The sequence below is a fragment of the Duganella zoogloeoides genome (assembly GCF_034479515.1).
In the GTDB taxonomy this organism is placed as follows: domain Bacteria; phylum Pseudomonadota; class Gammaproteobacteria; order Burkholderiales; family Burkholderiaceae_D; genus Rugamonas; species Rugamonas zoogloeoides.
This window is the reverse complement of record NZ_CP140152.1, coordinates 4,168,275-4,193,472: the sequence shown is the minus strand read 5'-3', so window position 1 is coordinate 4,193,472 and position 25,198 is coordinate 4,168,275. Positions and strand designations below refer to the sequence as shown.

The 25,198-nt window shown below is 64.6% G+C and carries 19 protein-coding genes; 17 read left to right on the top strand and 2 right to left on the bottom strand.

Annotated elements, in window-relative coordinates:
- The first annotated feature begins 71 nt into the window (after positions 1 to 71).
- The 17 genes from SR858_RS18520 (at position 72) to SR858_RS18440 (ending at position 23,920) form a co-directional block, all read left to right on the top strand.
- Positions 72 to 407 (top strand): PspC domain-containing protein, encoded by a 336-nt coding sequence (locus SR858_RS18520; RefSeq protein ID WP_019920480.1) that lies wholly within the window; start codon positions 72 to 74, stop codon positions 405 to 407.
- Complete coding sequence (lpdA, locus tag SR858_RS18515) at positions 400 to 1,830, top strand: dihydrolipoyl dehydrogenase (protein ID WP_019920479.1); 1,431 nt, start codon at positions 400 to 402, stop codon at positions 1,828 to 1,830. Before SR858_RS18520 ends, lpdA begins: the two co-directional genes overlap by 8 nt.
- Positions 1,831 to 1,988: 158 nt before the next feature.
- Positions 1,989 to 3,086, top strand: a complete 1,098-nt coding sequence (gene zapE / locus SR858_RS18510; RefSeq protein ID WP_019920478.1) for a cell division protein ZapE — start codon at positions 1,989 to 1,991, stop codon at positions 3,084 to 3,086.
- A 14-nt stretch (positions 3,087 to 3,100) separates the two neighbouring features.
- A complete protein-coding gene (locus SR858_RS18505; RefSeq protein WP_019920477.1) occupies positions 3,101 to 3,805 on the top strand; it encodes a hypothetical protein in 705 nt (234 codons plus the stop codon).
- A gap of 75 nt (positions 3,806 to 3,880) precedes the next feature.
- The gene (locus SR858_RS18500) at positions 3,881 to 4,081 is read left to right on the top strand and encodes a YdcH family protein (protein ID WP_008450659.1); all 201 of its coding nucleotides are present in this window, start codon (positions 3,881 to 3,883) and stop codon (positions 4,079 to 4,081) included.
- Between the two features lie 164 nt (positions 4,082 to 4,245).
- Positions 4,246 to 6,270, top strand: a complete 2,025-nt coding sequence (locus tag SR858_RS18495; protein WP_040377488.1) for an ATP-dependent DNA helicase — start codon at positions 4,246 to 4,248, stop codon at positions 6,268 to 6,270.
- Positions 6,271 to 6,494: 224 nt separating this feature from the next.
- Complete coding sequence (locus SR858_RS18490) at positions 6,495 to 7,100, top strand: toll/interleukin-1 receptor domain-containing protein (protein ID WP_019920475.1); 606 nt, start codon at positions 6,495 to 6,497, stop codon at positions 7,098 to 7,100.
- 20 nt (positions 7,101 to 7,120) lie between these two features.
- Positions 7,121 to 9,121, top strand: a complete 2,001-nt coding sequence (locus SR858_RS18485) for a KGGVGR-motif variant AAA ATPase (RefSeq protein ID WP_040377316.1) — start codon at positions 7,121 to 7,123, stop codon at positions 9,119 to 9,121.
- A gap of 85 nt (positions 9,122 to 9,206) precedes the next feature.
- A complete protein-coding gene (gene surE, locus SR858_RS18480; protein WP_019920474.1) occupies positions 9,207 to 9,944 on the top strand; it encodes a 5'/3'-nucleotidase SurE in 738 nt (245 codons plus the stop codon).
- Positions 9,941 to 10,816, top strand: a complete 876-nt coding sequence (locus SR858_RS18475; protein WP_026637033.1) for a protein-L-isoaspartate(D-aspartate) O-methyltransferase — start codon at positions 9,941 to 9,943, stop codon at positions 10,814 to 10,816. Before surE ends, SR858_RS18475 begins: the two co-directional genes overlap by 4 nt.
- A gap of 60 nt (positions 10,817 to 10,876) precedes the next feature.
- Positions 10,877 to 11,836, top strand: a complete 960-nt coding sequence (locus tag SR858_RS18470; protein ID WP_019920472.1) for a peptidoglycan DD-metalloendopeptidase family protein — start codon at positions 10,877 to 10,879, stop codon at positions 11,834 to 11,836.
- A gap of 39 nt (positions 11,837 to 11,875) precedes the next feature.
- Positions 11,876 to 12,880, top strand: a complete 1,005-nt coding sequence (rpoS, locus tag SR858_RS18465; protein ID WP_019920471.1) for an RNA polymerase sigma factor RpoS — start codon at positions 11,876 to 11,878, stop codon at positions 12,878 to 12,880.
- A gap of 90 nt (positions 12,881 to 12,970) precedes the next feature.
- A complete protein-coding gene (rlmD, locus tag SR858_RS18460; protein ID WP_019920470.1) occupies positions 12,971 to 14,329 on the top strand; it encodes a 23S rRNA (uracil(1939)-C(5))-methyltransferase RlmD in 1,359 nt (452 codons plus the stop codon).
- A gap of 60 nt (positions 14,330 to 14,389) precedes the next feature.
- On the top strand, positions 14,390 to 20,185 hold the full coding sequence (locus tag SR858_RS18455; protein ID WP_019920469.1) for an alpha-2-macroglobulin family protein: 5,796 nt from the start codon (positions 14,390 to 14,392) through the stop codon (positions 20,183 to 20,185).
- On the top strand, positions 20,182 to 22,446 hold the full coding sequence (pbpC, locus tag SR858_RS18450) for a penicillin-binding protein 1C (protein WP_322533715.1): 2,265 nt from the start codon (positions 20,182 to 20,184) through the stop codon (positions 22,444 to 22,446). The genes SR858_RS18455 and pbpC overlap by 4 nt, the downstream gene beginning before the upstream one ends.
- Positions 22,447 to 22,536: 90 nt before the next feature.
- On the top strand, positions 22,537 to 22,947 hold the full coding sequence (locus tag SR858_RS18445) for a DUF6088 family protein (RefSeq protein ID WP_154819733.1): 411 nt from the start codon (positions 22,537 to 22,539) through the stop codon (positions 22,945 to 22,947).
- Positions 22,934 to 23,920: a nucleotidyl transferase AbiEii/AbiGii toxin family protein gene (locus tag SR858_RS18440; protein WP_019920465.1), complete on the top strand. Its 987-nt coding sequence runs from the start codon at positions 22,934 to 22,936 to the stop codon at positions 23,918 to 23,920. Before SR858_RS18445 ends, SR858_RS18440 begins: the two co-directional genes overlap by 14 nt.
- On the opposite strand, the gene SR858_RS18435 is transcribed toward SR858_RS18440, so the two are convergent.
- Complete coding sequence (locus tag SR858_RS18435) at positions 23,885 to 24,187, bottom strand: hypothetical protein (protein ID WP_084669799.1); 303 nt, start codon at positions 24,185 to 24,187, stop codon at positions 23,885 to 23,887. The genes SR858_RS18440 and SR858_RS18435 overlap by 36 nt on opposite strands.
- A gap of 132 nt (positions 24,188 to 24,319) precedes the next feature.
- Positions 24,320 to 25,003, bottom strand: coding sequence for a Bax inhibitor-1/YccA family protein (locus SR858_RS18430; RefSeq protein ID WP_019920463.1), 684 nt, complete (start codon positions 25,001 to 25,003; stop codon positions 24,320 to 24,322).
- Positions 25,004 to 25,198 lie beyond the last annotated feature (195 nt).

Genomic DNA, 25,198 nt, shown 5'->3' with positions numbered 1-25,198 from the left:
GCCTTTCATTAGGCGGTTCACCAGCCCGCCCCGGCAAGCTTGAGCTTGCCGGGTTCACTCCGAGGGAAACCATGAGCATCGCGGAAGAAATCCAGCGCCTGCACGACCTGCACAAAGCGGGTGCCCTGACTGCGGACGAGTTCGCCGAAGCCAAGATGCGCCTGCTGAGCCAGGAAGCGCATCGTCCGCGCGAGGACAACGTGGGCAGCCTGCGCCGTTCGCGCAGCGACCGCTGGCTCGGTGGCATCTGTGGCGGCCTGGGCCGCATCTCCGGCATCGAGTCGTGGATATGGCGCGTGCTGCTGGTGCTGCTGGTGCTGACCTTTGGCACGGGCCTGGTGATTTATCTTTTGCTGTGGATCTTCGTTCCAGAAGAAGAAACTGATTGGAAATATAAAAATGAGTAAACAATTTGACGTAGTAGTCATCGGCGCCGGTCCTGGCGGTTACATTGCTGCCATCCGCGCTGCACAACTGGGTTTTTCGGTCGCTTGCGTCGATGCCTGGGAAAATGAAAAAGGTGGCCCGGCTCCTGGCGGCACCTGCACCAACGTCGGTTGCATCCCGTCGAAAGCACTGCTGCAATCGTCCGAGCACTTCGAGCACGCCGGTCACGCGTTCAAGGAACACGGCATCGATGTATCGGGCCTGGCGCTGAACCTGGGCCAGATGCTCAAGCGCAAAGACGGCGTGGTCAAGCAGAACAACGACGGCATCCTGTACCTGTTCAAGAAAAACAAGGTCACCTTCTTCCACGGCCGCGCAGCGTTTGCCGGCGCCGCCGGTGCTGACGGTTACCCGCTGGCCATCACCGGCCCGGCCAATGAAACCATCACCGCCAAGCAAGTCATCATCGCGACCGGTTCGAACGCCCGTCAACTGCCAGGTGCCGAATTCGACGAGAAACTGATCCTGTCGAACACCGGTGCACTGGCCATCGAAGGCGTACCAGCCAAGCTGGGCGTGATCGGCGCCGGCGTGATCGGCCTGGAAATGGGTTCCGTGTGGCGTCGCTTGGGTTCGGACGTGACCGTGCTCGAAGGCCTGCCGGTCTTCCTCGGTGCCGTGGACGAGCAGATCGCCAAGGAAGCCAACAAGCTGTTCACCAAGCAAGGCCTGAAGATCAACCTGGGCTGCAAGATCGGCACCATCACCAAGGGTGACAACAGCGTTTCCGTGGCGTACGAAAACGCCAAGGGCGAAGCCATCACCGCCGAGTTCGACAAGCTGATCATCTCGATCGGCCGCACCCCGAACACCAACGGCCTGGGCGCTGACCAGGTTGGCCTGGCGCTGGACGAGCGCGGCTTCATCGCCGTGGACGACGACTGCAAAACCAACTTGCCAGGCGTATGGGCAGTTGGCGACGTGGTGCGCGGCCCGATGCTGGCGCACAAAGCCGAAGAAGAAGGCGTTGCCGTGGCCGAGCGTATCGCCGGCCAGCACGGTCACACCAACTTCAACACGATTCCCTGGGTGATCTACACCTCGCCGGAGATCGCGTGGGTCGGCCGCACCGAGCAGCAACTGAAGGCTGACGGCGTTGCCTACAAAGCCGGTACCTTCCCGTTCCTGGCCAACGGCCGCGCTCGCGCGCTGGGCGACACGTCGGGCATGGTCAAGTTCCTGGCCGATGCCACCACCGACGAAATCCTGGGCGTGCACATCATCGGCCCGATGGCCTCCGAGCTGATCTCGGAAGCCGTGGTAGCGATGGAGTTCAAGGCGTCGGCCGAAGACATCGCCCGTATCTGCCACGCGCACCCGTCGCTGTCGGAAGCGACCAAGGAAGCGGCTCTCGCCATCGACAAGCGCACCCTGAACTTCTAAGTCGGTCGCTTAAAACCGCGCGCAGCTTCGTTGCGGCGCCCAGCTGAGACTGTACATGCGTACTGTCTTCGGCGCCGCGCCTCGCTGCGCACGGTTTGAAGCAACCTTGGCGGGCTTCGGCCCGCTTTTTCATTTGCGCCCAGCGCACAAGCGAACCCATGAACGTCGAAGAGTTTTACCAGAAGGCGCTGCTCGAGCGCGATTTCAAAGCCGATGCCGCCCAGCGCCGCGCGGTGGACCGCCTCCAGCAATGCTATGACGACTGGGTCCAGTACAAGGCCCAGCGCTCAAGCACCTTCAAGCGCCTGATCAACCGGCCGCAAGTGCCGAAGGGCGTGTACATGTGGGGTGGGGTGGGGCGCGGCAAGTCCTTCCTGATGGACAGTTTTTACTCGGTGGTGCCGGTGGTGCGCAAGACGCGCCTGCACTTCCACGAATTCATGCGCGGCGTGCACCGCCAGCTCGACGAACTGAAAGGCGTGGCCGATCCGCTCGACGAGGTGGCCAAGCGCATCGCCAAGAAATACCGGCTGATCTGCTTCGACGAGTTCCACATCTCGGACGTGGCCGACGCCATGATCATGTACAACCTGTTGAAGGCGCTGTTCGACAACGGCGTGTCGTTTATCATGACGTCCAACTACGATCCGCAACTGCTGTACCCGGACGGCCTGCACCGCGATCGCATCTTGCCGACCATCGACCTGCTGTACGAAAAGCTCGACGTGATGAATATCGACGCCGGCATCGACTACCGCAGCCGCGCGCTGGAACAGGTGGAATCGTATTACACGCCGCTGGGCGCCACCGCCGACGCCGCGCTGCGCGATGCCTACGCGCGCCTGGCCGAAAGCGCTGACGAAGACCCGGTGGTGCGCATCGAGGCGCGCGAAATCCGCGCGCTGCGCCGCACCGGTTCGATGATCTGGTTCGATTTTCATACGCTGTGCGGCGGCCCCCGATCGCAGAACGATTACCTGGAAATCGCCAGCCGCTTCCACACCGTGATATTGTCGGAAATCCCGCGCATGTCGGCGTCGATGTCGTCGGAAGCGCGCCGTTTCACGTGGCTGATCGACGTCTTCTACGACCAGGGCGTAAAATTGCTGATGTCGGCCGAAGTGGAACCGGAAGAGCTGTACACGACCGGCACCCTGGCCAACGAATTCCACCGCACGGTGTCGCGTATCGTGGAAATGCAATCGCAGGAATACATGGACCGCGAGCAGCGCACCGCCGCCGGCTCGCTGGCGTAGGCTACAGGATACGTATGAAACTGAATGTGAAATCGATGATGGCCGCTGCGCTCGGCGTACTCGCCATGGCAACCATGGCGGCGCGGGCCGAGTCCACCGGGGCGGCCCCGGTGGTGACCCCGACGCAGTCGGTGGCCCAGGCCGACGCCACGCTCGAGCGCATCACGCGCGAACGCGCGGTGGTGGCCAGCACCTTTGCCGCCGAAGAAACCGTATGCAACGACAAGTTCTTTGTCAACAATTGCCTGGATAAGGCCAAGGAACAGCGCCGCGTGGCGCTGGCCCAGTTGCGCGCCGAGGAAGTGGAAGCCGAGCACTTCAAGCGCGCCGCGTCGGTCGCCAAGCGCGACGCCGACCTGGCCGAACGCGCCCGCAAGGATGCCGAGGAATTCGCCCGCCGCGAAGCCCAGCCGCCCAAGCCGGCCCGCACCGAAGAAGAACTGGCGCCACCCGCCGCACCCAGGGGCGGTAAAAGCGTGGCCGAGCGCGAAGCCGAGCACGCCGAGCGCCTGCGCCGCGATGCTGCCCGGACCGCATCGCAGGCCGACAAGCGCGCCGCCAATGTCGCCGCGTACGAAAAGCGGCAAGCCGATGCCGCCCGCCGCCAGGAGCAGGTGGCCAAGCGCTTGGCGGAGCGCAAGGCCAAGGCCGAGGCGCGTGCGGTCGACGAGAAGAAGAAGGCGGATGCAGCGGCAGCGGCGGCGGCCAAAAAGCAATAAGGTTGTTGGCAAGCCCCCGGTAGATTAAACTATGCACCGTGCCGTATCCCGTGAACCTTCCAGTGACTGAGAAACATGACTGATGTACAAGATATCCAGCGTCGTCTGATTGAACTCGACGTCGAACACCGCGACCTGGACGCGGTCATCGACATGCTCACGCTGGATGGCCACCACGACCAGCTGCAATTGCGCCGTCTCAAAAAGCGCAAACTACAGCTGAAAGACCATATCACTTTGCTGAAAATGCAACTCGTGCCCGACGTTCCTGCCTGATTTCGCCCGAACCTCGCGCCTTACCTAAGTACACATTGACCGAAGCCCTGCCCACGCCAGCTGGTTCGCCCGCGCCGGCCAGCCGTCCGATCCTCAAGCGTCCCGTCGAACCTGCCACCGAGACGCCGGGCATTCCTGTGCCTGCTACACCCGGTGTAGCCGGTGTGCCCGCTGTAGCCGCCGTGATCGGCGAGACGCCCGAACACGCACCGGGTATCCACGATGCCGAAGTCGAGCAGTTGTTCGGCGCCGGCGGTCCGCTGGGCCCGGCCGTCGGCGACTTCCGCCCGCGCCGCTCGCAAACCGAGATGGCCAAGGCCGTGGCCGACGCTATCGCCAACCAGACCACCCTGATCGCCGAGGCCGGCACCGGCACCGGCAAGACCTTCGCCTACCTGGTTCCGGCGCTGCTGTGGGGCGGCAAGACCATCGTCTCGACCGGCACCAAGAACTTGCAGGACCAGCTGTTCCTGCGCGATATTCCGAACGTCCGTGCGGCATTGAAAGCGCCGGTGTCGATCGCGCTGCTCAAGGGCCGCTCGAACTACGTGTGCCACTACCACCTGGAACGCACGCTGCAAAACGGCCGCATGACCTCGCGCGACGACGTCGGCCACCTGCGCGAAATTTCGCGCTTCCTCAAGATGACCAGCTCCGGCGACAAGGCCGAGCTGGCGCGTGTGCCCGAGAACGCGCTGGTCTGGAACCTGGTCACGTCCACCCGCGAAAACTGCATGGGCCAGGAGTGCCAGTACTACCAGGACTGCTTCGTGATGAAGGCGCGCAAGGAAGCCCAGCAGGCCGACGTGGTGGTGGTCAACCACCACCTGTTCTTTGCCGACGTGGCCCTGAAGGATTCCGGCGTGGCCGAGCTGCTGCCGTCTGCCAACACCATCATTTTCGACGAGGCGCACCAGTTGCCGGACACCGCCACCCTGTTCTTTGGCGATACGTTCTCGACCTCGCACATTCTCGAACTGTGCCGCGACGTGCTGGCCGAAGGCTTGTCCAATGCCCGCGACGGCGCCGACTGGGGCAAGACCGTCACCGTGGTGGAGAAGGCCGCGCGCGACCTGCGCCTGACTTTCCCGCAAGACATCGTGCGCCTGTCGCTGCCGCAAATTGCGCCATCGAGCGAGTTTTTCCCGGCGCTGCAACACCTCAAAGACGAGCTGGACGGCATGCTGGCCGTGCTGGAAACCCAGGCCATGCGCGCCGAAACGCTGGAACAGTGCCGCCAGCGCGGCCTGGAACTGGCCGAAAAGCTGGCCGCCTGGAAGTTCGACCCGAAAGCCAAGGTCAACAAGGGCGAGGAAGCGGTGTATTGGGTGGAAGCTTACGCCTCGTCGCTGCAGCTGCATAAAACCCCGCTGTCGATCGCACCGATCTTTTCCGGCCAGCGCGAAGGCGTGCCGCGCAGCTGGATTTTCACGTCGGCCACCCTGGCCGTCAAAAACGATTTCAGCCATTTTTCGGAACAGATGGGCCTGGCCGACGAGCCGTCGCGCACCTGGCCCAGCCCGTTCAATTACGAAGAGCAGGGTATCCTGTACGTGCCGCAAGGCCTGCCGGATCCCAATTCCATGGGGTACACCGACGCCGTGCTCGACCTGGCCTTGCCCGTTATCGAGGCGGCTGGCGGCAAGACTTTCCTGTTGTGCACCACCTTACGTGCGGTCAAACGCGCGGCCGAGCGGTTGCGCGACGAGTTCGAAAAGCGTGGCCTGAACTACCCGCTGTTCATCCAGGGCGACCGTGGCCGCACCGAATTGCTCGACCAGTTCCGCAAGGCCGGCAACGGCGTGCTGGTCGGCAGCCAGAGTTTCTGGGAAGGCGTTGACGTGCGCGGCGACGCCTTGTCGCTGGTGATCATCGACAAGCTGCCGTTCGCGCCACCCGACGATCCGGTGCTGGCTGCCCGCATCGAGGTCATGGAAAAGCAGGGCAAGAACGGCTTCATGCACCACACCCTGCCCGAGGCGATCATCAATCTCAAGCAGGGCGCCGGCCGCCTGATCCGCGATGTCAACGACAAGGGCGTGCTGATGCTGTGCGACCCGCGCGTGATTTCCAAGCCGTACGGCCGCCGCATCTGGCAGAGCTTGCCGTCGTTTAAACGCACGCGCGAAGCGGCCGAAGTGCTGGACTTCTTCAAAAAACTGAACCAACCGCCGGTCGAAGACCTGTAACTTCCGGTTCTCCTGCCGAGCGCACCGTCCGGTGCGCTCGATTTCCTTTCCATTCGCCTATACCTTTCTTTGCCGCATTTTTTCGTGGCAATCAAGCCAGATTCTGGTGCGTTGACGCCATTTTTGGGCTTGGTTGCCGTTTGCGCATGCGCAAAGCCGCTGCCGGCTGGATGTTTAGAGTTGGTTAAATGCTGCTGCCTTGTGGAGCAGGAACGGAGGATGTCATGACGATCCGCCACGGTTGTTTTTTCAGCTATGCCCACGGCAAGCATGCGCACATGAAGAAGTTCAAGGATGACCTGGTCGAGGCCATGAAGTGCTACCTGGAGCCGCACTTCGACAACGAGGACGAGTTGTTCGTGGATAGCGAACAGCTGGGCGGTGGCGATGACCTCGATGGCAAAATCGCGCGCGCACTGTGCGAGAGCGTGTGCATGATCGTCATCTACACCCCCAAGTACGAAGCCCATGGCTACACCCGGCGCGAGTTTGCGGCGATGCAATTGATCGAGGCCGAGCGGCGCCAGTGGTACGACCTGCCGAGCCACCTGATCATCCCAGTCATCATGACGCGCCACCCGTTGAACCTGCCGCCGCAAATTTCGGGCCCGGGCATGTATGTCGATTTTTCCAGCTACACGCTGGCCAGCGGCGATCTCAAGAACAACCCCGACTACCTGCCGGAAATTGCCAGGATCGTCGATCGGATTGCCGCGCACTACCATCATCTGAAACGCTGCACACCGCCGGGGCATGACTGTGGTCGATTTGTCATGCCGGACATCCCACCGGAATGGCGCGCCATTCCGCCGCCACATTTCCCTCGTTAGGGTTTACAAAAGGGTTTGCCATGGAAAACGTTTCCTTGTCCTTGACGCCGCTCAGCGATAGCGGTGAAGTTGTCACTTTCTACTCATACAAGGGCGGCACCGGGCGCACCATGGCCCTGTCCAACCTGGCGGTGCTGCTGGCGCGCCAGCACAACTCCACGTCGCCCGTACTGATGATCGACTGGGACATGGAGGCGCCGGGCCTGCACCATTATTTCGACCTGCACGAAGAGCGGCCCGGCGTGCTCGAACTGTTCGAGGCATGCCGCGAACAGCTGCTGAGCCGGTATCGGCCGCAATCCGACGGCGAGGCCGTCGTGCCCGGCAGCGCGGCACACGACAGCGCGGCGCCCGAAGGCGCGGCGCTCGACAGCGAAGCGCTGGCCAACGAAGTGCTGGCGGCAGTCGGCTGGCAGCAATACGTGAGCCGGGTGGACCAGAGCAGCCAGTTATACCTGATGCGCGCCGGCCGCTTCGATCATACCTATGGCGAACGGCTGGCCGCGATGCACTGGGACGACCTGTTCGACCGTTGCCCGGCGCTGTTCCGATGCTTTGCCGACCTGATGGCGCGCCATTTCCGCTACGTGCTGGTCGATTCGCGCACGGGTCGCACCGACAGCGCCGGCATCTGCACCACGCTGTTGCCGCGCAAGCTGGTGGTGGTGTTTACCCCGAATCGCCAGAGCCTCGAGGGTGTCGAGGCGCTGGTGTCCCGCGCCGCCGCCTACCGCAGCAGCCACGAGGACGAGCAGCGGCCGCTGCTGGTGTACCCGCTGCCGTCGCGCATCGAGATGGGCGACAGCATCCAGCGCGCGCAGTGGCGGCGCGGCGCACCCGAGCAGCACATCATCGGCTACCAGCCCATCTTCGAGCGCCTGATGCGCGACTGCTACGGCTTGCCGCATGTCTCGCTCGACTCGTATTTCGACGAAGTGCAGCTGCAGCAGACCCGCACCTTTGCCTACGGCGAGCAACTGGCGGTGCGCATGGACCAGGGCGGCGACCGCTTTTCGCTCACCCGCACCTTCGAAGCGTTTCTCGACTGGCTAGGCCCCGGCTACTTTCCCTGGCAGTCGGCGCGCGAAATCCACCTGCTGTCCGCCGTGGCCGATACCCGCCATGCGCTCGAACAGGGCGGCGGCGAAGCCGGCATCGGCGCCCGCGCGCTGTCGCAGCCGCTGGCGCGCGACCTCAACCTGCTGGGCGAGATGTACCGGCAGGAGGGCCGGCTGCGCCAGGCCGCCGCGTGTTTCGAAGAAAGCCTGGCGCTGCGCCAGCGCGCCATGGGCGACGACCACCTGGACACGCTCACCAGCAAGGGCAACCTGGCCGGCGTGCTGCGGCTGCAAGGCCAGCTCGACGAAGCGCAGTTTCTGGAAGAGGGGGTGATCGCCGCGCGCGAACGGATGCTGGGGCCGGAACACCCCGATACCCTGGCCGCGCGCGCCAACCTGGCCGCCACGCTGGCCCAGCAGCACCGCACTGCCGAGGCGCTCAACATCCAGGACAGCGTGCTCGACGCCTACCTGCGCCAGCTCGGCCCCGAACATTTGCTCACCCTGGCGTGCCAGGCCGCGCGCGCGGAATTGCTGTTCCAGCGCGGCGACATCGACCACGCGCGCCAGGCCCAGGAGCAGGTGCTGGCCGCCCGCAAGCGCACCCTGGGCGCCGAGCACGCCGATACGCTGCGCAGCAAGACCGCGCTGGCGCGCACGCTGGTGGTGGCGCGCGACCTCGACGGCGCCCGCCGCCTGCTCGACGAGGTGGTGCGGGCGCAAGCGGGGCGGCTCGGCGCCGAGCACCCGGACACCCGGCGCACCCAGGCCCTGCTTGACGGCGTGGTGCAGCAAGCGGCGGTGTTGCCAACGGCTGCGGAATTGCACCAGGATGCCGCGATGGACGATTACGGCGACGCGCTGGCCCGTCCGCCCCATTTGCGGGCGCTGACGCCGTACCAGCCGGGCGCGGACTGGACATCGTCGAGCGCCATGGCTTACGTTGCACACAAGGCAGGGTAGTGGTTAAGCCGACAATCAATTATTTGTTGCTTGCAAGGCGGGCAAGATGCGCAGCAGTGGCGTTGCTTCAGGTAAAATCTCCGTCATGAGAATCCTGATCAGCAATGACGACGGCTACCTGGCACCGGGCATCAACGCCCTGGCCAAGGCCCTGGCACCGGTGGCCGACATCGTGGTGGTGGCGCCCGACAGCAACCGCTCCGGGGCGTCCAACTCGCTGTCGCTGGACCGGCCATTGTCGGTGCAACGCGCCGACAATGGTTTCTATTTTATTAACGGCACACCCACCGACTGCGTCCACATCGCGCTGACCGGCATCCTCGACTACCGGCCCGACCTGGTGGTCTCCGGCATCAACAACGGCCCCAACATGGGTGACGACACGCTGTATTCCGGCACCGTGGCAGCTGCCACCGAAGGCTACCTGTTCGGCATCCCGGCCATCGCCTTCTCGCAAGGCGCATGGGGCTGGGAGCATATCGACGACGCCGCGCTGCATGCGCGCGATATCGTGATGCGGTACTCCGAAACCCTGCCGCGCCCGTATCTGCTCAACGTCAATATTCCGAACTTGCCTTACGGGCAACTGGGCCAGGTGGCTGCCACCCGGCTTGGCCGTCGCCACCAGGCCGAACCCGTGATACGCTCGCAAGATCCGCGCGGGCGCGAAATCTTCTGGATCGGCCCGCCCGGCGCCTGCAAGGATGCGGGCGAGGGCACCGATTTTTACGCGGTCACCCACGGCAAGACGTCGATCACGCCGCTGCAAATCGACCTCACCCATAAAACGCAACTCGCCGCACTCGAAAAAGGCCTGGCATGAGCGATAAACCCCGCAGCTTTCCTTTGCCTCTCTCGTCCGTTGTTGACAAGGGCGCCAGGAAGGCGCCGGTGTTTGCTCCCGTGGCCACGCCCCAAACCGCCACCCAGAATGCCGCCCGCCATGTGCCCGTGCCGGGCCAGCAGCGGCCCGCCGCCGTGGCCACGCCCTCGAAGTCGCATGGCTATGCGCAAAATTATGCTCAAGAACGGGCGCAACCTATCGCCAGCCGCGACCGGCCGCTGGTGTCCGATGCGATCCGCCACGCGATGGCGCAGCGGGTGGCCAGGCAGGGCGTGCGCGACCAGGTGGTCCTGAACGCGCTGGCTACCGTGCCGCGCCACATGTTCATGGACCAGGGGCTGGTGTCGCAAGCATACATCGACGCGTCGCTGCCGATCGGCCACCAGCAAACCATTTCGCAGCCGTACATCGTGGCGCGCATGATCGAGGTGATGCGCAACGGCGGCCAGCTCAAGCGCGTGCTGGAAATCGGCACCGGCTGCGGCTACCAGGCGGCGGTGCTGGCGTGCGTGGCGCAGGAAGTTTATTCGATCGAGCGCATCAAGCCTTTGCACGAACTGGCCAAGACCAACCTGCGCCCCCTGCGCGTGCCGAATCTGCGCTTGCATTACGGAGATGGTATGCTTGGGCTCCCGCAAGCGGCGCCGTTCGATGGCATCATCCTGGCTGCTGCCGGTTTGCAGGTGCCGCAGCCCTTGCTCGACCAGCTCGCCATCGGCGGCCGGCTGGTGGCGCCGGTGGGCGACAGGACGCAGCAACTGGTGCTGATCACACGCACCGGCAAAGCGCAATGGACCAGCGAAACGCTGGAGGATTGCCATTTTGTGCCGCTGCGCGCGGGCACTGCCTGAGCACCCGCCCACCGCACGTTGCATGCCGCACACTGCACCACAATTGAATTTAAGATGAGAATGATTAATAAAAGCAATCTGCTCGTATTGAGCCTGGCGCTGGCTTTCCTCAGCGCTTGCAGCACCGCCCCGAGTCAAGCCCCGGTCGTCGACCGCCCCGTCGCACGGCCGGCCGTGAAACCTTCCACGCCGAGCCAGACCGCGCAAGTGTCGCGCGACGAGCGTGGCCTGTACACGGTTCGCAAGGGCGATACCCTGATCCGCATTGCGCTCGAATACGGCCAGAACTACCGCGACCTGGTCATCTGGAACAACCTCAACGACCCCAACGACATCAAGGTGGACCAGGTACTGCGCGTGCTGCCACCCGAGGCCGGCAACGCAGCCCCGAACAGCAGCGGCGTGGAAACCGCCGCCATCATCATGCCGCCAAGCGACAAGGCCACCGCGCCAGCCGTGGTTGCGCGCAAGACCGGACCGAAAGGCGAGAAGCGCCCGTACACCGACGCCACCCTGGCGGAACTGCAACGCCCGGATGGCGACGCACCGGCAACGGCCGCCGCCAAGCCCGCCGCACCGCCTGCCACCACCGTGCCGCCAGCCGCGCGGCCGCCAGCAGCTGTTCCGGGCGCGGGCCTGAGCGCCGAAGACGAGAAGCTCTCGTGGATGTGGCCCGCCGAAGGGCGCGTGATCGCCACCTTCGACGAAGGTAAAAACAAGGGCGTGGACATTGCCGGCAAGGCCGGCCAGCACGTCGTCGCGGCCGGGGCCGGAAAAGTCATGTTTGCCGGCAGCGGCATCCGTGGTTATGGTAATCTGGTGATTGTGAAGCACAGTAATACGCTGTTGTCCGCGTATGCGCACAACCGCACCATCCTGGTCAAGGAAGGGCAAAGCGTGACCAAGGGACAGTTGATCGCCGAGATGGGCGACTCCGATACCGACGCGGTCAAGCTGCACTTCGAGATCCGCCAGCAGGGCAAGCCGGTGGATCCGTCGAAGTTCCTGCCGGCCCGTTGACCGCCGTCCGACGAGCGTTGAAATGATCCGAGCCGAGCCATGACAAACACGCCCCACGATCCGCTCGATGACGATGTCCCGGAAGACTTCCGCGACAACGATGCAGTCGATGACGAAGACCTTGCGGAAGATGGGGCGGCAGCAATCGGCATCGGCGGCAGCGTGCTCGAACCGGTCGATGAACTGAAAAAAGTGCTGGCGGCGGAATTGTCCACCGATACCACCCAGCACTACCTGAACCAGATCGGCACCCGGCCGCTGCTCACCGCGCCGCAGGAGGTGCATTACGCCACCCTGGCCAAGGCCGGCGACTTCAGCGCCCGGCAGACCATGATCGAGCACAATCTGCGCCTCGTGGTCTCAATCGCCAAGCATTACATCAACCGCGGCGTGGTGCTGCTCGACCTGATCGAAGAAGGCAACATCGGCCTGATGCGCGCGATCGACAAGTTCGAACCGGAGCGCGGCTTCCGCTTTTCCACGTACGCCACCTGGTGGATCCGCCAGAGCATCGAGCGCGCCATCATGAACCAGGCGCGCACGGTGCGCCTGCCCGTGCACATGGTGCGCGAGCTGAACCAGATCTTGCGCGGCAAATACCACCTCGAAGCGCAGCAGCACGACGGCAAGGACGCCACCGCCGAGGACATCGCCGCGCTGGTCGGCCGCCCGGTGGAAGAGGTGCAGGACATACTCGCCCTGTCCGAGCACGCCACCTCGCTCGACGCGCCGCTCGACAACGATCCGCAATCGTCGCTGATGGACCTGCTGCCGGGCGACAGCGACGACAGTCCCGACGCCCGCGCCGAGCACCACGAAATGACGGTGCTCATGCGCGACTGGCTCACCAAGCTGCCCGACAAGCAGCGCATCGTGATCATGCGCCGCTTCGGCCTCGATAACGACGATCCGGCCACGCTGGAAACCCTGGCCGAGGAAATGGGCGTCACGCGCGAGCGCGTGCGCCAGATCCAGCAGGAAGCCCTGGTCAAGCTCAAACGGGCGATGGCGGCGCGCGGCGTGGTCCGCGATTCGCTGCTGTAGTTCCCCCTTCTGCTATCATACTGCCCCTGTGCCACCACCGCCCCCGGCGTGCCCGGACGGGCCGGCGTCCCTCTACTCATTTTGAATTTTATGCAAGATACCATTCTCGAGATTAAATCGCTCAGCATGGACGCCAACGGCGTCGGCCACCTGGAAAACGAAGACGGTTCGCAAGGCAAGGTGGTGTTTGTCGAGGGTGCGCTGCCCGGTGAGCGCGTCAGCTTCACCACCTTCAAGAAAAAGAAGAACTGGGAAATGGCCCGCATGACCACGCTGCACCGCGAATCGTCGATGCGCGTGCAACCGAAGTGCCCGCACTTCAATATGTGCGGCGGCTGCTCGATGCAGCACCTCGAACCGACCGCGCAGGTGGCGATCAAGCAGCGCGTACTCGAAGATAACCTGTGGCACATCGGCAAAGTGAAACCGCTGACCGTGATGCGGCCGATGTACGGCCCCACCTGGGAATACCGCTACCGCGCGCGCCTGTCGGTGCGCCACGTGGTCAAGAAGGACACGGTGCTGGTCGGCTTCCACGAAAAGCATTCGGCATTCGTGGCCGACATCCAGAGCTGCGAAATCCTGCCGCGCCACGTCTCGGACCTGCTGCTGCCGCTTCGCGCGCTGATCGGTTCACTCTCCCTGTACAACCAGATTCCGCAAATCGAAGTGGCGATCGGCGAGGGCGTCACTGCGCTGGTGCTGCGCATCATGGCGCCGATGACGGCCGACGATGAAGTGAAGGTCAAGGCGTTCGCCGACCAGCATGGTATCCAGTTCTGGCTGCAAACCAAGGGCCCGGAAACCGCCGCGCCTTACTACCCGCTGGGCCCGGACCTGCACTACCTGCTGCCGGAATTCGGCATCAAGATGCCGTTCAAGCCAGTCGATTTTACGCAGGTGAATCACTACATCAACCGCATGCTCGTCGCCAAGGCCTTGCGCCTGCTGGAAGTGCAGCCGCAAGACCGCGTGGCCGACCTGTTCTGCGGCCTCGGCAACTTCACGCTGCCGCTGGCCACCCAGGCGCGCGAAGTGGTTGGTATCGAAGGCAGCACCACCTTGTCCGAGCGCGCGCTCGACAACGCCAAGGCCAACGGGCTGTCCGATAAAACCACGTTCTATACCCGCAACCTGTTCCTGGTGACGGCCGAGCACTTGGTCGAACTGGGCAAGTTCGACCGCATGCTGATCGACCCGCCCCGCGACGGCGCCGCCGCCCTGTGCGAAGCGCTGGTGGAACTGAGCCAGACCCGCGCCGACCTGCTGCCGCAGCGGCTGGTGTACGTCTCGTGCAGCCCCTCGACCCTGGCGCGCGACGCCGGCATCCTGGTCGGCGCCGGCTATGTGCTCGACAAGGCGGGCGTGGTCAACATGTTCCCGCATACGTCGCACGTGGAGTCGATGGCGGTGTTCAATCTTGCGGGTCCTGTCGAACCGCAAATGTAGTTGACTTTAGAAGGGGCGTTTGCAACACTGGGCTGATAATATTTCAGCAACGGAGCTTGCATGCGTTCCCTGTTTCGCTTCCTCGGCGCCGCCGCGTTCTGCGGCCTGCCACTCCTGGCACTGGCGCAAACCACCATCACCGCTTTTTCGCCCACCGGCACCGTCAAGGGCGTGCGCCAGGTGACCGCGCGTTTCAGCGGCCAGATGGTGCCGCTCGGCGACATGCGCCTGGACGATCCGTTCACGGTCGATTGCGCTGAACCGGGCAAGGGCCGCTGGATCGATGGCAGCAACTGGAGCTACGACTTCGAGCGCGACTTGCCGGCCGGCGTGGCGTGCAGCTTCACGGTCAAACCTGATGCGCGCGACCTGGCCGGCCAGCCGGTGACGGGCGAGCGCCGCTTCGGTTTTGACACCGGCGGTCCGGCCGTGGTGGAGATGCTGCCGTACGAGGGATCGCAAATCGACGAGCAGCAGATTTTCGTGCTCGGCCTCGATGCGCCGGCCAGCGACGCCACCGTCGCGCAGCACGCCTGGTGCCGCGCCGAGGGTATCCACGAAAAAATCGGCGTGCGTATCCTGGCCGGCGCCGAGCGCGAACAGATACTGGCGCAGCGCAAGGCGTTTGCGCAGCGCTACCTGTCGCTGTATTTCAAGGCGCGCGGCGTGGTGTGGCATGCGGGCATGGCGGTCAAGGACAAGCGCCTGGAGCGCTTGCCCCTGGTGGTACTGCAATGCCAGCGGCCGTTGCCGGCCAAGGCCAAGGTGGCGCTGGTGTGGGGCGCTGGCATGGCGGCCGACAACGGCATCGCCACGCGCCAGGACCAGGCGCTGGCATTCCGCACGCGGCCCGACTTTACCGCCAAATTTACCTGCGAACGGCTCTCGCCCAAAGCCGGCTGCCTGCCGTTCCTGCCCGCCCGCGTGACCTTCTCGGCGCCCGTGCGGCGCACCGATGCGCTGGCCGCCACGCTGACCGGGCCAGGCGCCAAAAGCTTCAAGCCGACAGTGGAAAAATACCAGGCCAAGGCCGACTACGTGGACAGCATCAGCTTTGCGGGACCGCTGCCGGCCAGCAGCGCCTTGCGCCTGGCGCTGCCGGCCGGGCTGAGAGATGATGCGGGCCGCCTGCTCCTCAACGCCGCGCGCTTTCCGATGACGATCAACACCGACGCCCAGCCGCCGCTGGTGAAATTCCCGGCGCGCTTTGGCATCATCGAAGCGCAGGGCGACAAGCTGCTGCCGGTCACCGTGCGCAACGTGGAGGCGGCGCTCGCTGCACAATTGGCCGCCGTCGATATCGACGGCGCATCGCTGCGCGTCAACGAAGGCGCCACCGACGAGCAGCAGGACCGGCAGATCGTGCGCTGGCTCGGCCGCATGAGCTATAACGGCGGCTGGGAGCCGCAGGAGCTGTACCACGATCAGCTGTTCAAGCCGCTGCTGGCCGGCTTTGAAGTCAAGGACGGCAGCGCCGACCGCGTGCAGCGTTTTACCATGCCTAAACCGGGCGGGCGCCAGCAGTTCGAAGTGGTGGGCATCCCCTTGAAAAAACCGGGCTTCTACGTGGTGGAGCTGGCCAGCCCGCGCCTGGGCGAAGCTTTATCGGGCAAACGCCAGACCGCATACGTCAGCTCGGCCGCGCTGGTGACCAACCTGGTGGCGCACTTCAAGCGCGGCGCGCAGTCGTCGCTGGTGTGGGTCACCTCGCTCGACCAGGGCCAGCCGGTGGCTGGCGCCAGGGTGGCCGTGCGTGATTGCGCGGGCAAGCTATTGTGGCAGGGCGCGACCAATAAGGACGGCGTGGCCAACATCGCCCAGGAGCTGGCGGAACCCGTGTGCGAAGCGCGCGAAGGCCTGTTCGTCAGCGCGCGCCACGGCGCCGACATGACGTTCACCTTGTCGAAATGGGATCGCGGCATCGAGGGATGGCGCTTCAACCTGCCCACCGAATACGGCGGTGCCGACAACGTGGTGGCCAATACGGTCTTCGATCGCACCCTGCTGCGCGCCGGCGAAACGGTACACATGAAGCACTTCCTGCGCCGCAAGGTCATGCACGGCTTCGCGCTCGAGCCGAACCAGTCGCTCCCGGCCAGCATGTTCGTGATCCACGAAGGCAGCGACCAGCGCTACGAACTGCCGCTGGCCTGGCGCACCAACGGCAGCGCCGCCAACGACTGGAAGATCCCGCCAGACGCGCGCCAGGGCTGGTACCAGGTGCTGGTCGGCGGCCGCGCGGCCGGCCGCTTCCGCGTCGAGCAGTTCCGCGTGCCGACCATGAAGGCGCTGCTGCAGGGGCCAAAGGCGCCGGCGGTGCAGGCGGCCTCGCTCGACCTCGACGTGCAACTGAGCTACCTGTCCGGCGGCGGCGCCGGTGACGCACCGGTGCAGCTGCGCACCCTGGTGCAGGACAAGCCGGTCAGCTTCGACGATTACGGCGACTTCACGTTCAGCAATGGCGACGTGAAGGTGGGCGTGGAGCGCAGCGGCGGTGCGTTCGACGAGGACGAGGGCATTTTCGATGACGGTGACAACGAGGAAGGCAGTGGCGCCGTGGGTGGCGCTGTCCGCACCCGCAACATCACGCTGGACAGGGCCGGCGGTGCCCGCGTCACCATTGACCAGTTGCCGGCGGTGACCGTGCCGCGCGAACTGGCGGCCGAGCTGTCGTACCAGGACGCCAACGGCGAAACCTTGTCCGCCGCCACCCGCGTGGGCCTGTGGCCTGCGGCCGTGGTGGTGGGCATCGCGCCCGACGGCTGGGTATTGAGCCGCGACGCGCTCAAGTTCCAGGTGGTGGTGCTCGACCTGCAAGGCAAGCCGGTGGCCGATGCGCCGGTGTCTGTGGACTTCTTCCAGCGCGAATCGACTTCGCACCGGCGCCGCCTGGTCGGCGGCTTTTACGCCTACGAGAACAGCAGCGAAGTGAAAGCGCTGGGCCACGCCTGCGCAGGACGCACCGACGCCAAGGGGCTGCTGGTCTGCCAGGTCAAGGCGCCGGCGGCGGGTAACCTGATCCTGCGCGCGCAAACGCAGGACGCGCAGCAGCGCGCGACCACCGCCCACCGCGAAACCTGGGTGGCCGATGGCGACGACTGGTGGTTCAACGTGTCCGACAACGACCGCATCGACCTGCTGCCCGAACACAAGCGCTACGAGCCGGGCCAGGACGCCAGCTTCCAGGTGCGGATGCCGTTTCGCGCGGCGACCGCCCTGGTGACGGTGGAGCGCGAGGGCGTGATCGACAGCTATGTGCGCCCGCTCGTGGGCAGCGCGCCGGTGTTCACGGTGCCGATCAAGGCCGGTTACGCACCGAATGTGTACGTGTCGGCGCTGGTGGTGCGCGGGCGCGTGGCCGGCGTGCAGCCCACCGCACTGGTGGACCTGGGCAAGCCTGCCTACAAGCTTGGCATCGCGCCGGTGCGGGTAGGCTGGGCCGTCAATGAACTGAAGGTGCAGGTCGATACCGACCAGCAGGTGTACAAGGTGCGCGACAAGGCCAAGGTCAAGGTGCGGGTCACGCGCGCGGACGGGTCGGCGCCGCCGGCGGGTGCCGAAGTGGCGCTGGCGGCGGTCGATGTGGGCCTGCTGGAACTGATGCCCAACACCAGCTGGAACCTGCTCGACGCCATGATGCAGCAGCGCAGCCTGCAAGTGCAGACGGCCACCGCGCAGATGCAGGTGGTGGGCAAGCGCCACTTCGGCCGCAAGGCGGTGGCGGCCGGCGGTGGCGGCGGCAAGGGCGGCGGGCGCGAGCTGTTCGACACGCTGCTGTTCTGGAAGGCGCAGGTGGTTCTCGATGCCGACGGCACGGCGTCGGTCGAGGTGCCATTGAACGACTCGCTCACCGCGTTTCGCATCGTCGCCATCGCCAGCGCCCAGGCAGGCCTGTTTGGCACCGGCCAGGCCGAGGTGCGCAGCACGCAGGACCTGATGCTGCTCTCCGGCTTGCCGGCGCTGGTGCGCGAGGGCGACCGCCTGCGCGCCATCTACACGGTGCGCAACACCACCGCCGCCGCGCTGGACGTGGCGCTGACAGCCAGGGCGGGCGCGCAGACGCTGCCCACGCAAAAGGTCGCGCTCGCGGCGGGGCAGGCGAAGGAAATCGGCTGGGACTACCAGGTGCCGGCCGGCGTGACCGTTCTGGCGTGGGAAGTAGGAGCCACCGTGGCGAATGCAGGCAACGGCGCGCGCGACAGCATCAAGGTCAGCCAGAAAGTGGCGCCGGCGGTGCCGGTGCGCACCACGCAAGCGACCTTGCTGCAACTCGATGGCAAGCAGTCGATGGCGGTGCGCCTGCCCGACGATGCGCTGCCCGGACGGGGGGAGGTGCAGGCGCAGTTCAGTGCGCGCCTGGGCGGCGACCTGCCCGGCGTGCGCGACTTCATGCGCGACTATCCGTACCGCTGCTTCGAACAGGTGACCTCGCGCGCGATCGCACTGCGCGATCCGGCGCTGTGGCGCACGGCGGTGGCCACCTTGCCGGCGCATCTGGACAGCAATGGCCTGGTCAAGTACTTCGCCCCCATGCTGCACGGCAGCGACAGCCTGACCGCGTACGTGCTGTCGGCCAGCCAGGAGGCCGGCTACGAGATTCCGGCGGAACTCAAGGCGCGCATGGAGTCGGGCTTGCAGGCCTTTGTGCAGGGCAAGCTGTGGCTCGAATCGCCGCTGCCCACGGCCGACCTGGCGGTACGCAAGGTGGCGGCGCTGGAGGCGCTCTCGCGCAGCAACGCCATCAACCACGACGACCTCGAATCGTTCACGGTCGCGCCCAACCTGTGGCCCACGTCGGCCGTGATCGACTGGTACCTGGTGCTGAAACGCTCGCCCCAGCTGCCGCAGCAGGCCAGGCAGCTGGCCCAGGCCGAGCAGATCCTGCGTGCGCGCCTGAACCTGCAAGGCACAACCATGGGCTTTGCCACCGAGCGCACCGACAACTGGTGGTGGCTGATGTCGTCGGCCGACAGCAACGCCAACCGGCTGCTGCTGGCCATGGCCGACAATCCCGCCTGGCGCGCCGACATGGGACGGCTGGCGCGCGGCACCCTGGGACGCCAGCGCGCGGGACACTGGGACACGACCGTGTCGAACGCCTGGGGCGTGCTGGCCATGGACCGTTTCAGTGCCGTGTTCGAGCGCGCGCCGGTGACCGGCAGCGCGACTGCCACGCTGAGCGGGGCCAGCATGTCGGTGAGTTTTGGTGCGGTGCCTGCTGATGCCGGCAGTAAGGCAGGCGTCAAGGCGGGCAGCAAAACCGGAATTGCGGCCGACCCGAAAGCCGCGCCGAGTACCGACCTCAAATCGACCACCGTCGCACTGCCATGGCCGAAGGGCAGCAGTACGCTGGACCTGGTCCACGCCGGCACCGGCAAACCGTGGGTGACGGTGCGCACGCTGGCGGCGCTGCCGCTCAAGGCGCCGGTATCGAGCGGCTACACCATCGCCAAGACCATCACGCCGGTCGAGCAGAAGACGCGCGGCGTGTGGTCGCGGGGCGATGTGTACCGGGTGCGGCTCGAACTGGAAGCGCAGTCGGACATGACCTGGGTGGTGGTGGACGATCCGATTCCCGCCAGCGCCACCGTGCTCGGTTCGGGACTGGGGCGTGACGCGGCGCTGCTGGACCGCGGCAACCGCAAGGCCGGCTGGGCGTGGCTGGCGTTCGAGGAGCGCAGCTTCGACGGCTACCGGGCGTTTTACGAATTCGTCCCCAAGGGTAAATGGAGCGTCGAATACACGGTGCGGCTGAACAATCCCGGCCAGTTCAACCTGCCGCCCACGCGGGTGGAAGCGCTGTACAGCCCCGAGATGTTTGGCGCGGCGCCCAATGAACAGGTGGTGGTCAAATGAAGGGGATGGCTGAGCGGATCGCTGTGCCGGTACGCGCTTGGGCAAATAACCGTACACGCGCGAGGGCGGGGGCGGGCGCGAAGGCACGGACATTTTCGTGGTCGCTGGCGCTGGCCGCCTCCGCGGCGCTGGCCCAGCCGGCGGCATCCGCAGCATCGCTGGCATCGTCCATACCCACGCCGGAGCAGGTGCGCGCAGCATACCGCAGCTCGGAGGCTGTACTGCTCGACCGCCACGGTGTACCGGTACAGTCGCTGCGCATCGACATGAAGGCGCGCCGGCTCGACTGGGTGTCGTTTGACGATATCTCGCCGGCTTTGCCTGCGGCGATCCTGCAAGCGGAGGACCAGCGCTTCTACGAGCATGGCGGCGTGGACTGGAACGCGGCGGCCAAGGCGGCGTGGGACAACCTGTTCCGCACCCGCCCGCGCGGCGCATCGACCATCACCATGCAGCTGGCGGCGCTGCTTGATCCGGCCTTGCTGCCGAAGTCGAAGGGCCGCAGCTGGGGCCAGAAGTGGGACCAGATCCAGGCCGCGCGCGAGCTCGATGCAGGCTGGACCAAGCGCCAGATTATCGAAGCCTATTTGAACCTGGTGTCGTTCCGGGGCGAGTTGCAGGGCGTGGGCGCCGCCTCGCGCGGATTGTTCGGCAAGGCGCCGTCGGGGCTGAACCTGACCGAGTCGGCCATCCTGGCCAGCTTGCTGCGTGCGCCCTCGGCTGCGCCGCGCCTGGTGTCGCAGCGCGCCTGCGCACTGGCGCGCGAGCTGCGCATGCCGGCCACCTGCGCCGACATCGAATTGCGTACCGCGATTGCCCTCGGCCGGCCGCAACTGGCTGCCGGGCTGGCGCCCGCGCCGCAGGTGGCGCAACAACTGCTGACCGGAATGGCAGCCGGGCAGTCGGTGCGCAGCACGCTCGACGCCGACGTGCAGCGCTTTGCCCAGGGCGCACTGCGCCAGCAGTTGATGGCGCTTACCGCGCGCAACGTCAACGACGGCGCAGTGCTGGTGCTCGACAATGCCAGCGGCGACATCCTGGCGTATGTCGGCAACGCGGGCGGCGCCGAGGTCGATGGCGTGGCCGCGCTGCGCCAGGCCGGCTCCACCTTGAAGCCGTTCCTGTACCAGCTGGCGCTGGAGCGCCGCCTGCTTACCGCCGCCTCGCTGATGGACGACAGCAGCTTCGGGATTGCCACCGGGGCCGGCACCTACGCGCCGCAGAACTACGACAAGGGTTTTAAAGGGTATGTGAGCGTGCGCACCAGCCTGGCCAGCTCGCTCAACGTGCCGGCCGTGCGCACCCTGGTGATGACGGGCCTGGACCGCTTTTACGCGCGCCTGCGCGACGTGGGCCTGAGCAGCCTGACCGAATCGGCCGACTACTACGGCTACTCGCTGGCGCTCGGCTCGGCCGAGGTGTCGCTGCTCGAATTGACCAACGCTTACCGCACGCTGGCCAATGGCGGCCTGTATGCGCCGGCCAGGCTGGTGGCCACGGTTGACGGACTTGCCGGCGCTGGGGCAGGCGGCAGGGCAGGTGGCAGCGCGGCATCCAAGCCGCTGCGGGTGCTCGATGCGCGCACCAGCTTCATCATCGGCGACATCCTGGCCGACCGCGCCGCGCGCAGCACCACCTTCGGGCTGAAAAACGAACTGGCCACCACGTTCTGGAGCGCGGTCAAAACCGGTACCAGCAAGGACATGCGCGACAACTGGTGCATCGGTTACTCGGACCGCTACACTGTCGGCGTGTGGGTCGGCAACTTCGACGGCCAGGCCATGTGGGACGTCTCGGGCGTGACGGGCGCTGCGCCGGTGTGGCGCGACGTGATGGACTACCTGCACCACGGCCAGCCCAGCCGCGCACCGGCAGCGCCGGCCGGCGTGGTACGGCGCCAGGTCACCTGGCAGCCGGCGCTGGAACCGACCCGCGCCGAATGGTTCCTGGCCGGCACCGACACCGCGGTCGTGGCGCTGCTGCAGGACAGCGACAGCGGCCAGCCGCCAGCTATCGTCTATCCGTCACCCGGCAGCGTGATCGCCATCGACCCCGACATTCCGCCCGGCCGCGAACGCGTGATGTTCCACGCCCAGGCCGCGCAAGGCCTGACCTGGCGTCTGAACGGCGCCGCCCTGGCCGCCGCCAGCGCCGACTTCCCCTGGACCCCGCAACCGGGCACCCACGAGCTGGCGCTGGTGGACGCGGCCGACAAGGTCGTGGCCAGCAGCCGTTTCCAGGTGCGCGGCAATGCGCGTTAGCGCGCTTGAATTTCCCGACTCAAGGTGCAAATATGGGACATTGAATAGCCTGTGTTTGCGACTTTCCCCGGGGCGTGTAAGGAGGATGCCATGACCACCACATCAATCAAGCAACGCATTTCCGCGCGCATTCGCGCGTCTAAGAGCATGGTGTTCTTGCGCCAGGAGTTCGACCACTTTGGTGGATATCGGCAAGTAAGCCGTGTCATCAAGGAGCTTGTCGACCAGGGGCAAATCACGCGCGTGGGCTACGGCGTCTACGCCAAGGCGCGGCCGTCTACCATCAGTGGTAAACCGGTCCCGACAGGATCATTGATCGATATCGGCCTGGAAACCATGCGGAAACTTGGGGTGAAAGCTGATATCGGGGCCGAGGCTCGGGAACTTCGAGCCGGTAAAAGTACTCAAATGCCCATGTCTGCTGTAATCAGCGTGGGCAAATCCCGGATACGCCGAGCCATCGCGATTGGCAATCGCAAAATCATGTATGAGAAAGATTGACCATTATCAAAGTCATCAGATATCCGACCTGATCAATGAAAACGGCCTTGCCATCGCCGAATACGCGCTTGAAAAGGACTTTATTGTCACGCAGGTTCTCAAGGTTATCAGTCAACTCGGCAACAGCAATTTCGATTGTGTATTTTGCGGTGGAACCTGCCTTTCCAAGGCCTACAAGTTGCTTGCCAGGATTTCGGAGGATGTTGATTTCAAGGTTGTCAGCAAGGCGGCTGGAGTCCTCGGCAATAGCAAACGGCGTGAGCTCTTGGGCGCATTCAAGCGTCAGGTGATGGAGTGCCTAGTGGCGTCAGGATTTCCAGTTGAATATATCAAAGTCGATAAGGCTCGCAACAACAACGGTTATATATTGCTCAGCATAGCCTACGAGTCGTATTTTTCGCCTGGGTTCGACATGCGCGCCCATGTTCGGGTGGAGTTCAATTACACTCAACTTTCTGCCCCGGTAGCCACAAAAAAAATCGGGCTGCTATTCGATGTCCTTGCAGCAGCGACTGTCGGGCAAACATTTGAAGTGCCATGCATAGATTTGATGGAAGCGGCGGTGGAGAAGCTGGTGCTGTTTCCCCGGCGCTTGGCAATGTATCAAGAGAATCCCGGGCGAATCTTCGAACCCTTAATGGTTCGTCATCTCTACGACATTCACCAAATCGCCGCAGCTTATCCCGCGTTATTCAGTCCGAGTGACCGCCTTCATTCGTTGATGCTTAACGTCATAGAAAAAGACGCTCAGTTGTTTTCTCGTCAGCATCCTGAGTTTCTCGGCGACCCTGTCGGAGAGCTGTATAAGGCAATGGAATCGGTCCAGGCAGATATGCAGATGCGGCAGCACTACGACCGGTTCATTGAGGTGATGGTGTACGGACGTGAGCCGCCGACCTTCGACATGGCATGCAACGCGTTCCAACGCGCCTTGGTGTCAGCAATGCCAGTGCCGCAAAACCCAGCGCACTGAAGTAATGCCGCCTGCAATTGCGCCTGTCGCTATCGAGCCCAGATAGAAACTGACAGCAAGTCCTGAATTCAGTATGGGGGCGAAACCAATCGTCAGCATGGTGAGCATTGCAGCGATTACAAAGCCCAGTCCGGCACCGCCAGCAAAGATGATCGCCAGGGCGAAGGCCGATCGGGTGGAATACTTGAAGCGGAAAATACAGAACAGCCCGGCGAACAGCAGTGTGCCGACAATGATCATGAAGATAACTGGGACAGCGGGACTCATGGCGCTCCGAGAGGGCGTGGTTGATTCTCCCGGTTTTCCTGAAGCGGGACACGAGTAAAAAAAGCCGCCGACCCGTGAAGGTTGGCGGCTTTTGTCGTCAGCCGGTCGGTAAGACCGGCATGGACTTAGCGCTTAGTCGCGGCTACCGCCCGCAAAGCCCAGCAGCGACAGCAGGCTGGTAAAGATGTTGTAGACGTCCAGATACAGGCGCAGGGTGGCGCTGACGTAGTTGGTTTCGCCGCCGTTGACGATCTGCTGCACGTCATACAGGATGTAAGCCGAGAAGATGGCAATCGCCACGACCGAGATCACGATGCTCAGGGCAGGGATGGCGAAGAAGATGTTTGCCAGCGATGCCAGGATCAGCACGATCACGCCGGCGAACAGCCAGGTGCCCATGCCCGAGAAATCACGCTTGGTCACGGTGGCGATCGACGCCAGCACCGCGAACACCGAGGCCGTACCGCCAAAGGCCATCATGATCAGCGTACCGCCGTTGGAGAAGCCCATGATGCGCGTCAGCAGCGGCGTGAGCATGACTCCCATGAAGAAGGTAAAGCCCAGCAGCAGGGCCACGCCCAGGCCGGAGTTCTTGTTCTTCTCGATGGCCCAGATGAAACCGAACGCGCCGGCCAGGAACACGATCATCATGATGCCGCCGGTCAGCGGCAGGTGCAGCGCCATACCGAGCGCAGCGCCCAGCACGGTCGGGATCATCGACAGCGCCAGCAGCCAGTACGTGTTACGCAACACGTTGTGCTGCACCGCCCGGCGACCGCTACTCAGGTCGTAGGTGTTTTGTTGCAAGTTGTTCATGATGCCTCCAATAGTTGGTGCGGAGCAATCCGCTTAGATAAAAGGATAGCACGCCCGCGCGAGATTACCCAAAAAACTGGGGCAAAAGCACTTAAAGGGGGCTTAAACCGGCATCAAATGCCCGATATCGTGCTTGCACGGCTTCAAAATGCTCTATCGTGAGCCATTGTTCGGGCTAATCTGGTGCTGGTTCTC

What these genes read in the sequence shown, in the direction of transcription:
- rpoS (WP_019920471.1), top strand. Translation starts at nt 11,876, where the DNA reads ATGACAAACACGCCCCACGATCCGCTCGATGACGATGTCCCGGAAGAC.
- SR858_RS18475 (WP_026637033.1), top strand. Translation starts at nt 9,941, where the DNA reads ATGAGCGATAAACCCCGCAGCTTTCCTTTGCCTCTCTCGTCCGTTGTT.
- surE (WP_019920474.1), top strand. Translation starts at nt 9,207, where the DNA reads ATGAGAATCCTGATCAGCAATGACGACGGCTACCTGGCACCGGGCATC.
- SR858_RS18445 (WP_154819733.1), top strand. Translation starts at nt 22,537, where the DNA reads ATGACCACCACATCAATCAAGCAACGCATTTCCGCGCGCATTCGCGCG.
- SR858_RS18440 (WP_019920465.1), top strand. Translation starts at nt 22,934, where the DNA reads ATGAGAAAGATTGACCATTATCAAAGTCATCAGATATCCGACCTGATC.
- SR858_RS18520 (WP_019920480.1), top strand. Translation starts at nt 72, where the DNA reads ATGAGCATCGCGGAAGAAATCCAGCGCCTGCACGACCTGCACAAAGCG.
- SR858_RS18490 (WP_019920475.1), top strand. Translation starts at nt 6,495, where the DNA reads ATGACGATCCGCCACGGTTGTTTTTTCAGCTATGCCCACGGCAAGCAT.
- SR858_RS18455 (WP_019920469.1), top strand. Translation starts at nt 14,390, where the DNA reads ATGCGTTCCCTGTTTCGCTTCCTCGGCGCCGCCGCGTTCTGCGGCCTG.
- SR858_RS18485 (WP_040377316.1), top strand. Translation starts at nt 7,121, where the DNA reads ATGGAAAACGTTTCCTTGTCCTTGACGCCGCTCAGCGATAGCGGTGAA.
- SR858_RS18505 (WP_019920477.1), top strand. Translation starts at nt 3,101, where the DNA reads ATGAAACTGAATGTGAAATCGATGATGGCCGCTGCGCTCGGCGTACTC.
- pbpC (WP_322533715.1), top strand. Translation starts at nt 20,182, where the DNA reads ATGAAGGGGATGGCTGAGCGGATCGCTGTGCCGGTACGCGCTTGGGCA.
- SR858_RS18470 (WP_019920472.1), top strand. Translation starts at nt 10,877, where the DNA reads ATGATTAATAAAAGCAATCTGCTCGTATTGAGCCTGGCGCTGGCTTTC.
- zapE (WP_019920478.1), top strand. Translation starts at nt 1,989, where the DNA reads ATGAACGTCGAAGAGTTTTACCAGAAGGCGCTGCTCGAGCGCGATTTC.
- SR858_RS18435 (WP_084669799.1), bottom strand. Translation starts at nt 24,187, where the DNA reads ATGAGTCCCGCTGTCCCAGTTATCTTCATGATCATTGTCGGCACACTG.
- rlmD (WP_019920470.1), top strand. Translation starts at nt 12,971, where the DNA reads ATGCAAGATACCATTCTCGAGATTAAATCGCTCAGCATGGACGCCAAC.
- SR858_RS18430 (WP_019920463.1), bottom strand. Translation starts at nt 25,003, where the DNA reads ATGAACAACTTGCAACAAAACACCTACGACCTGAGTAGCGGTCGCCGG.
- lpdA (WP_019920479.1), top strand. Translation starts at nt 400, where the DNA reads ATGAGTAAACAATTTGACGTAGTAGTCATCGGCGCCGGTCCTGGCGGT.
- SR858_RS18500 (WP_008450659.1), top strand. Translation starts at nt 3,881, where the DNA reads ATGACTGATGTACAAGATATCCAGCGTCGTCTGATTGAACTCGACGTC.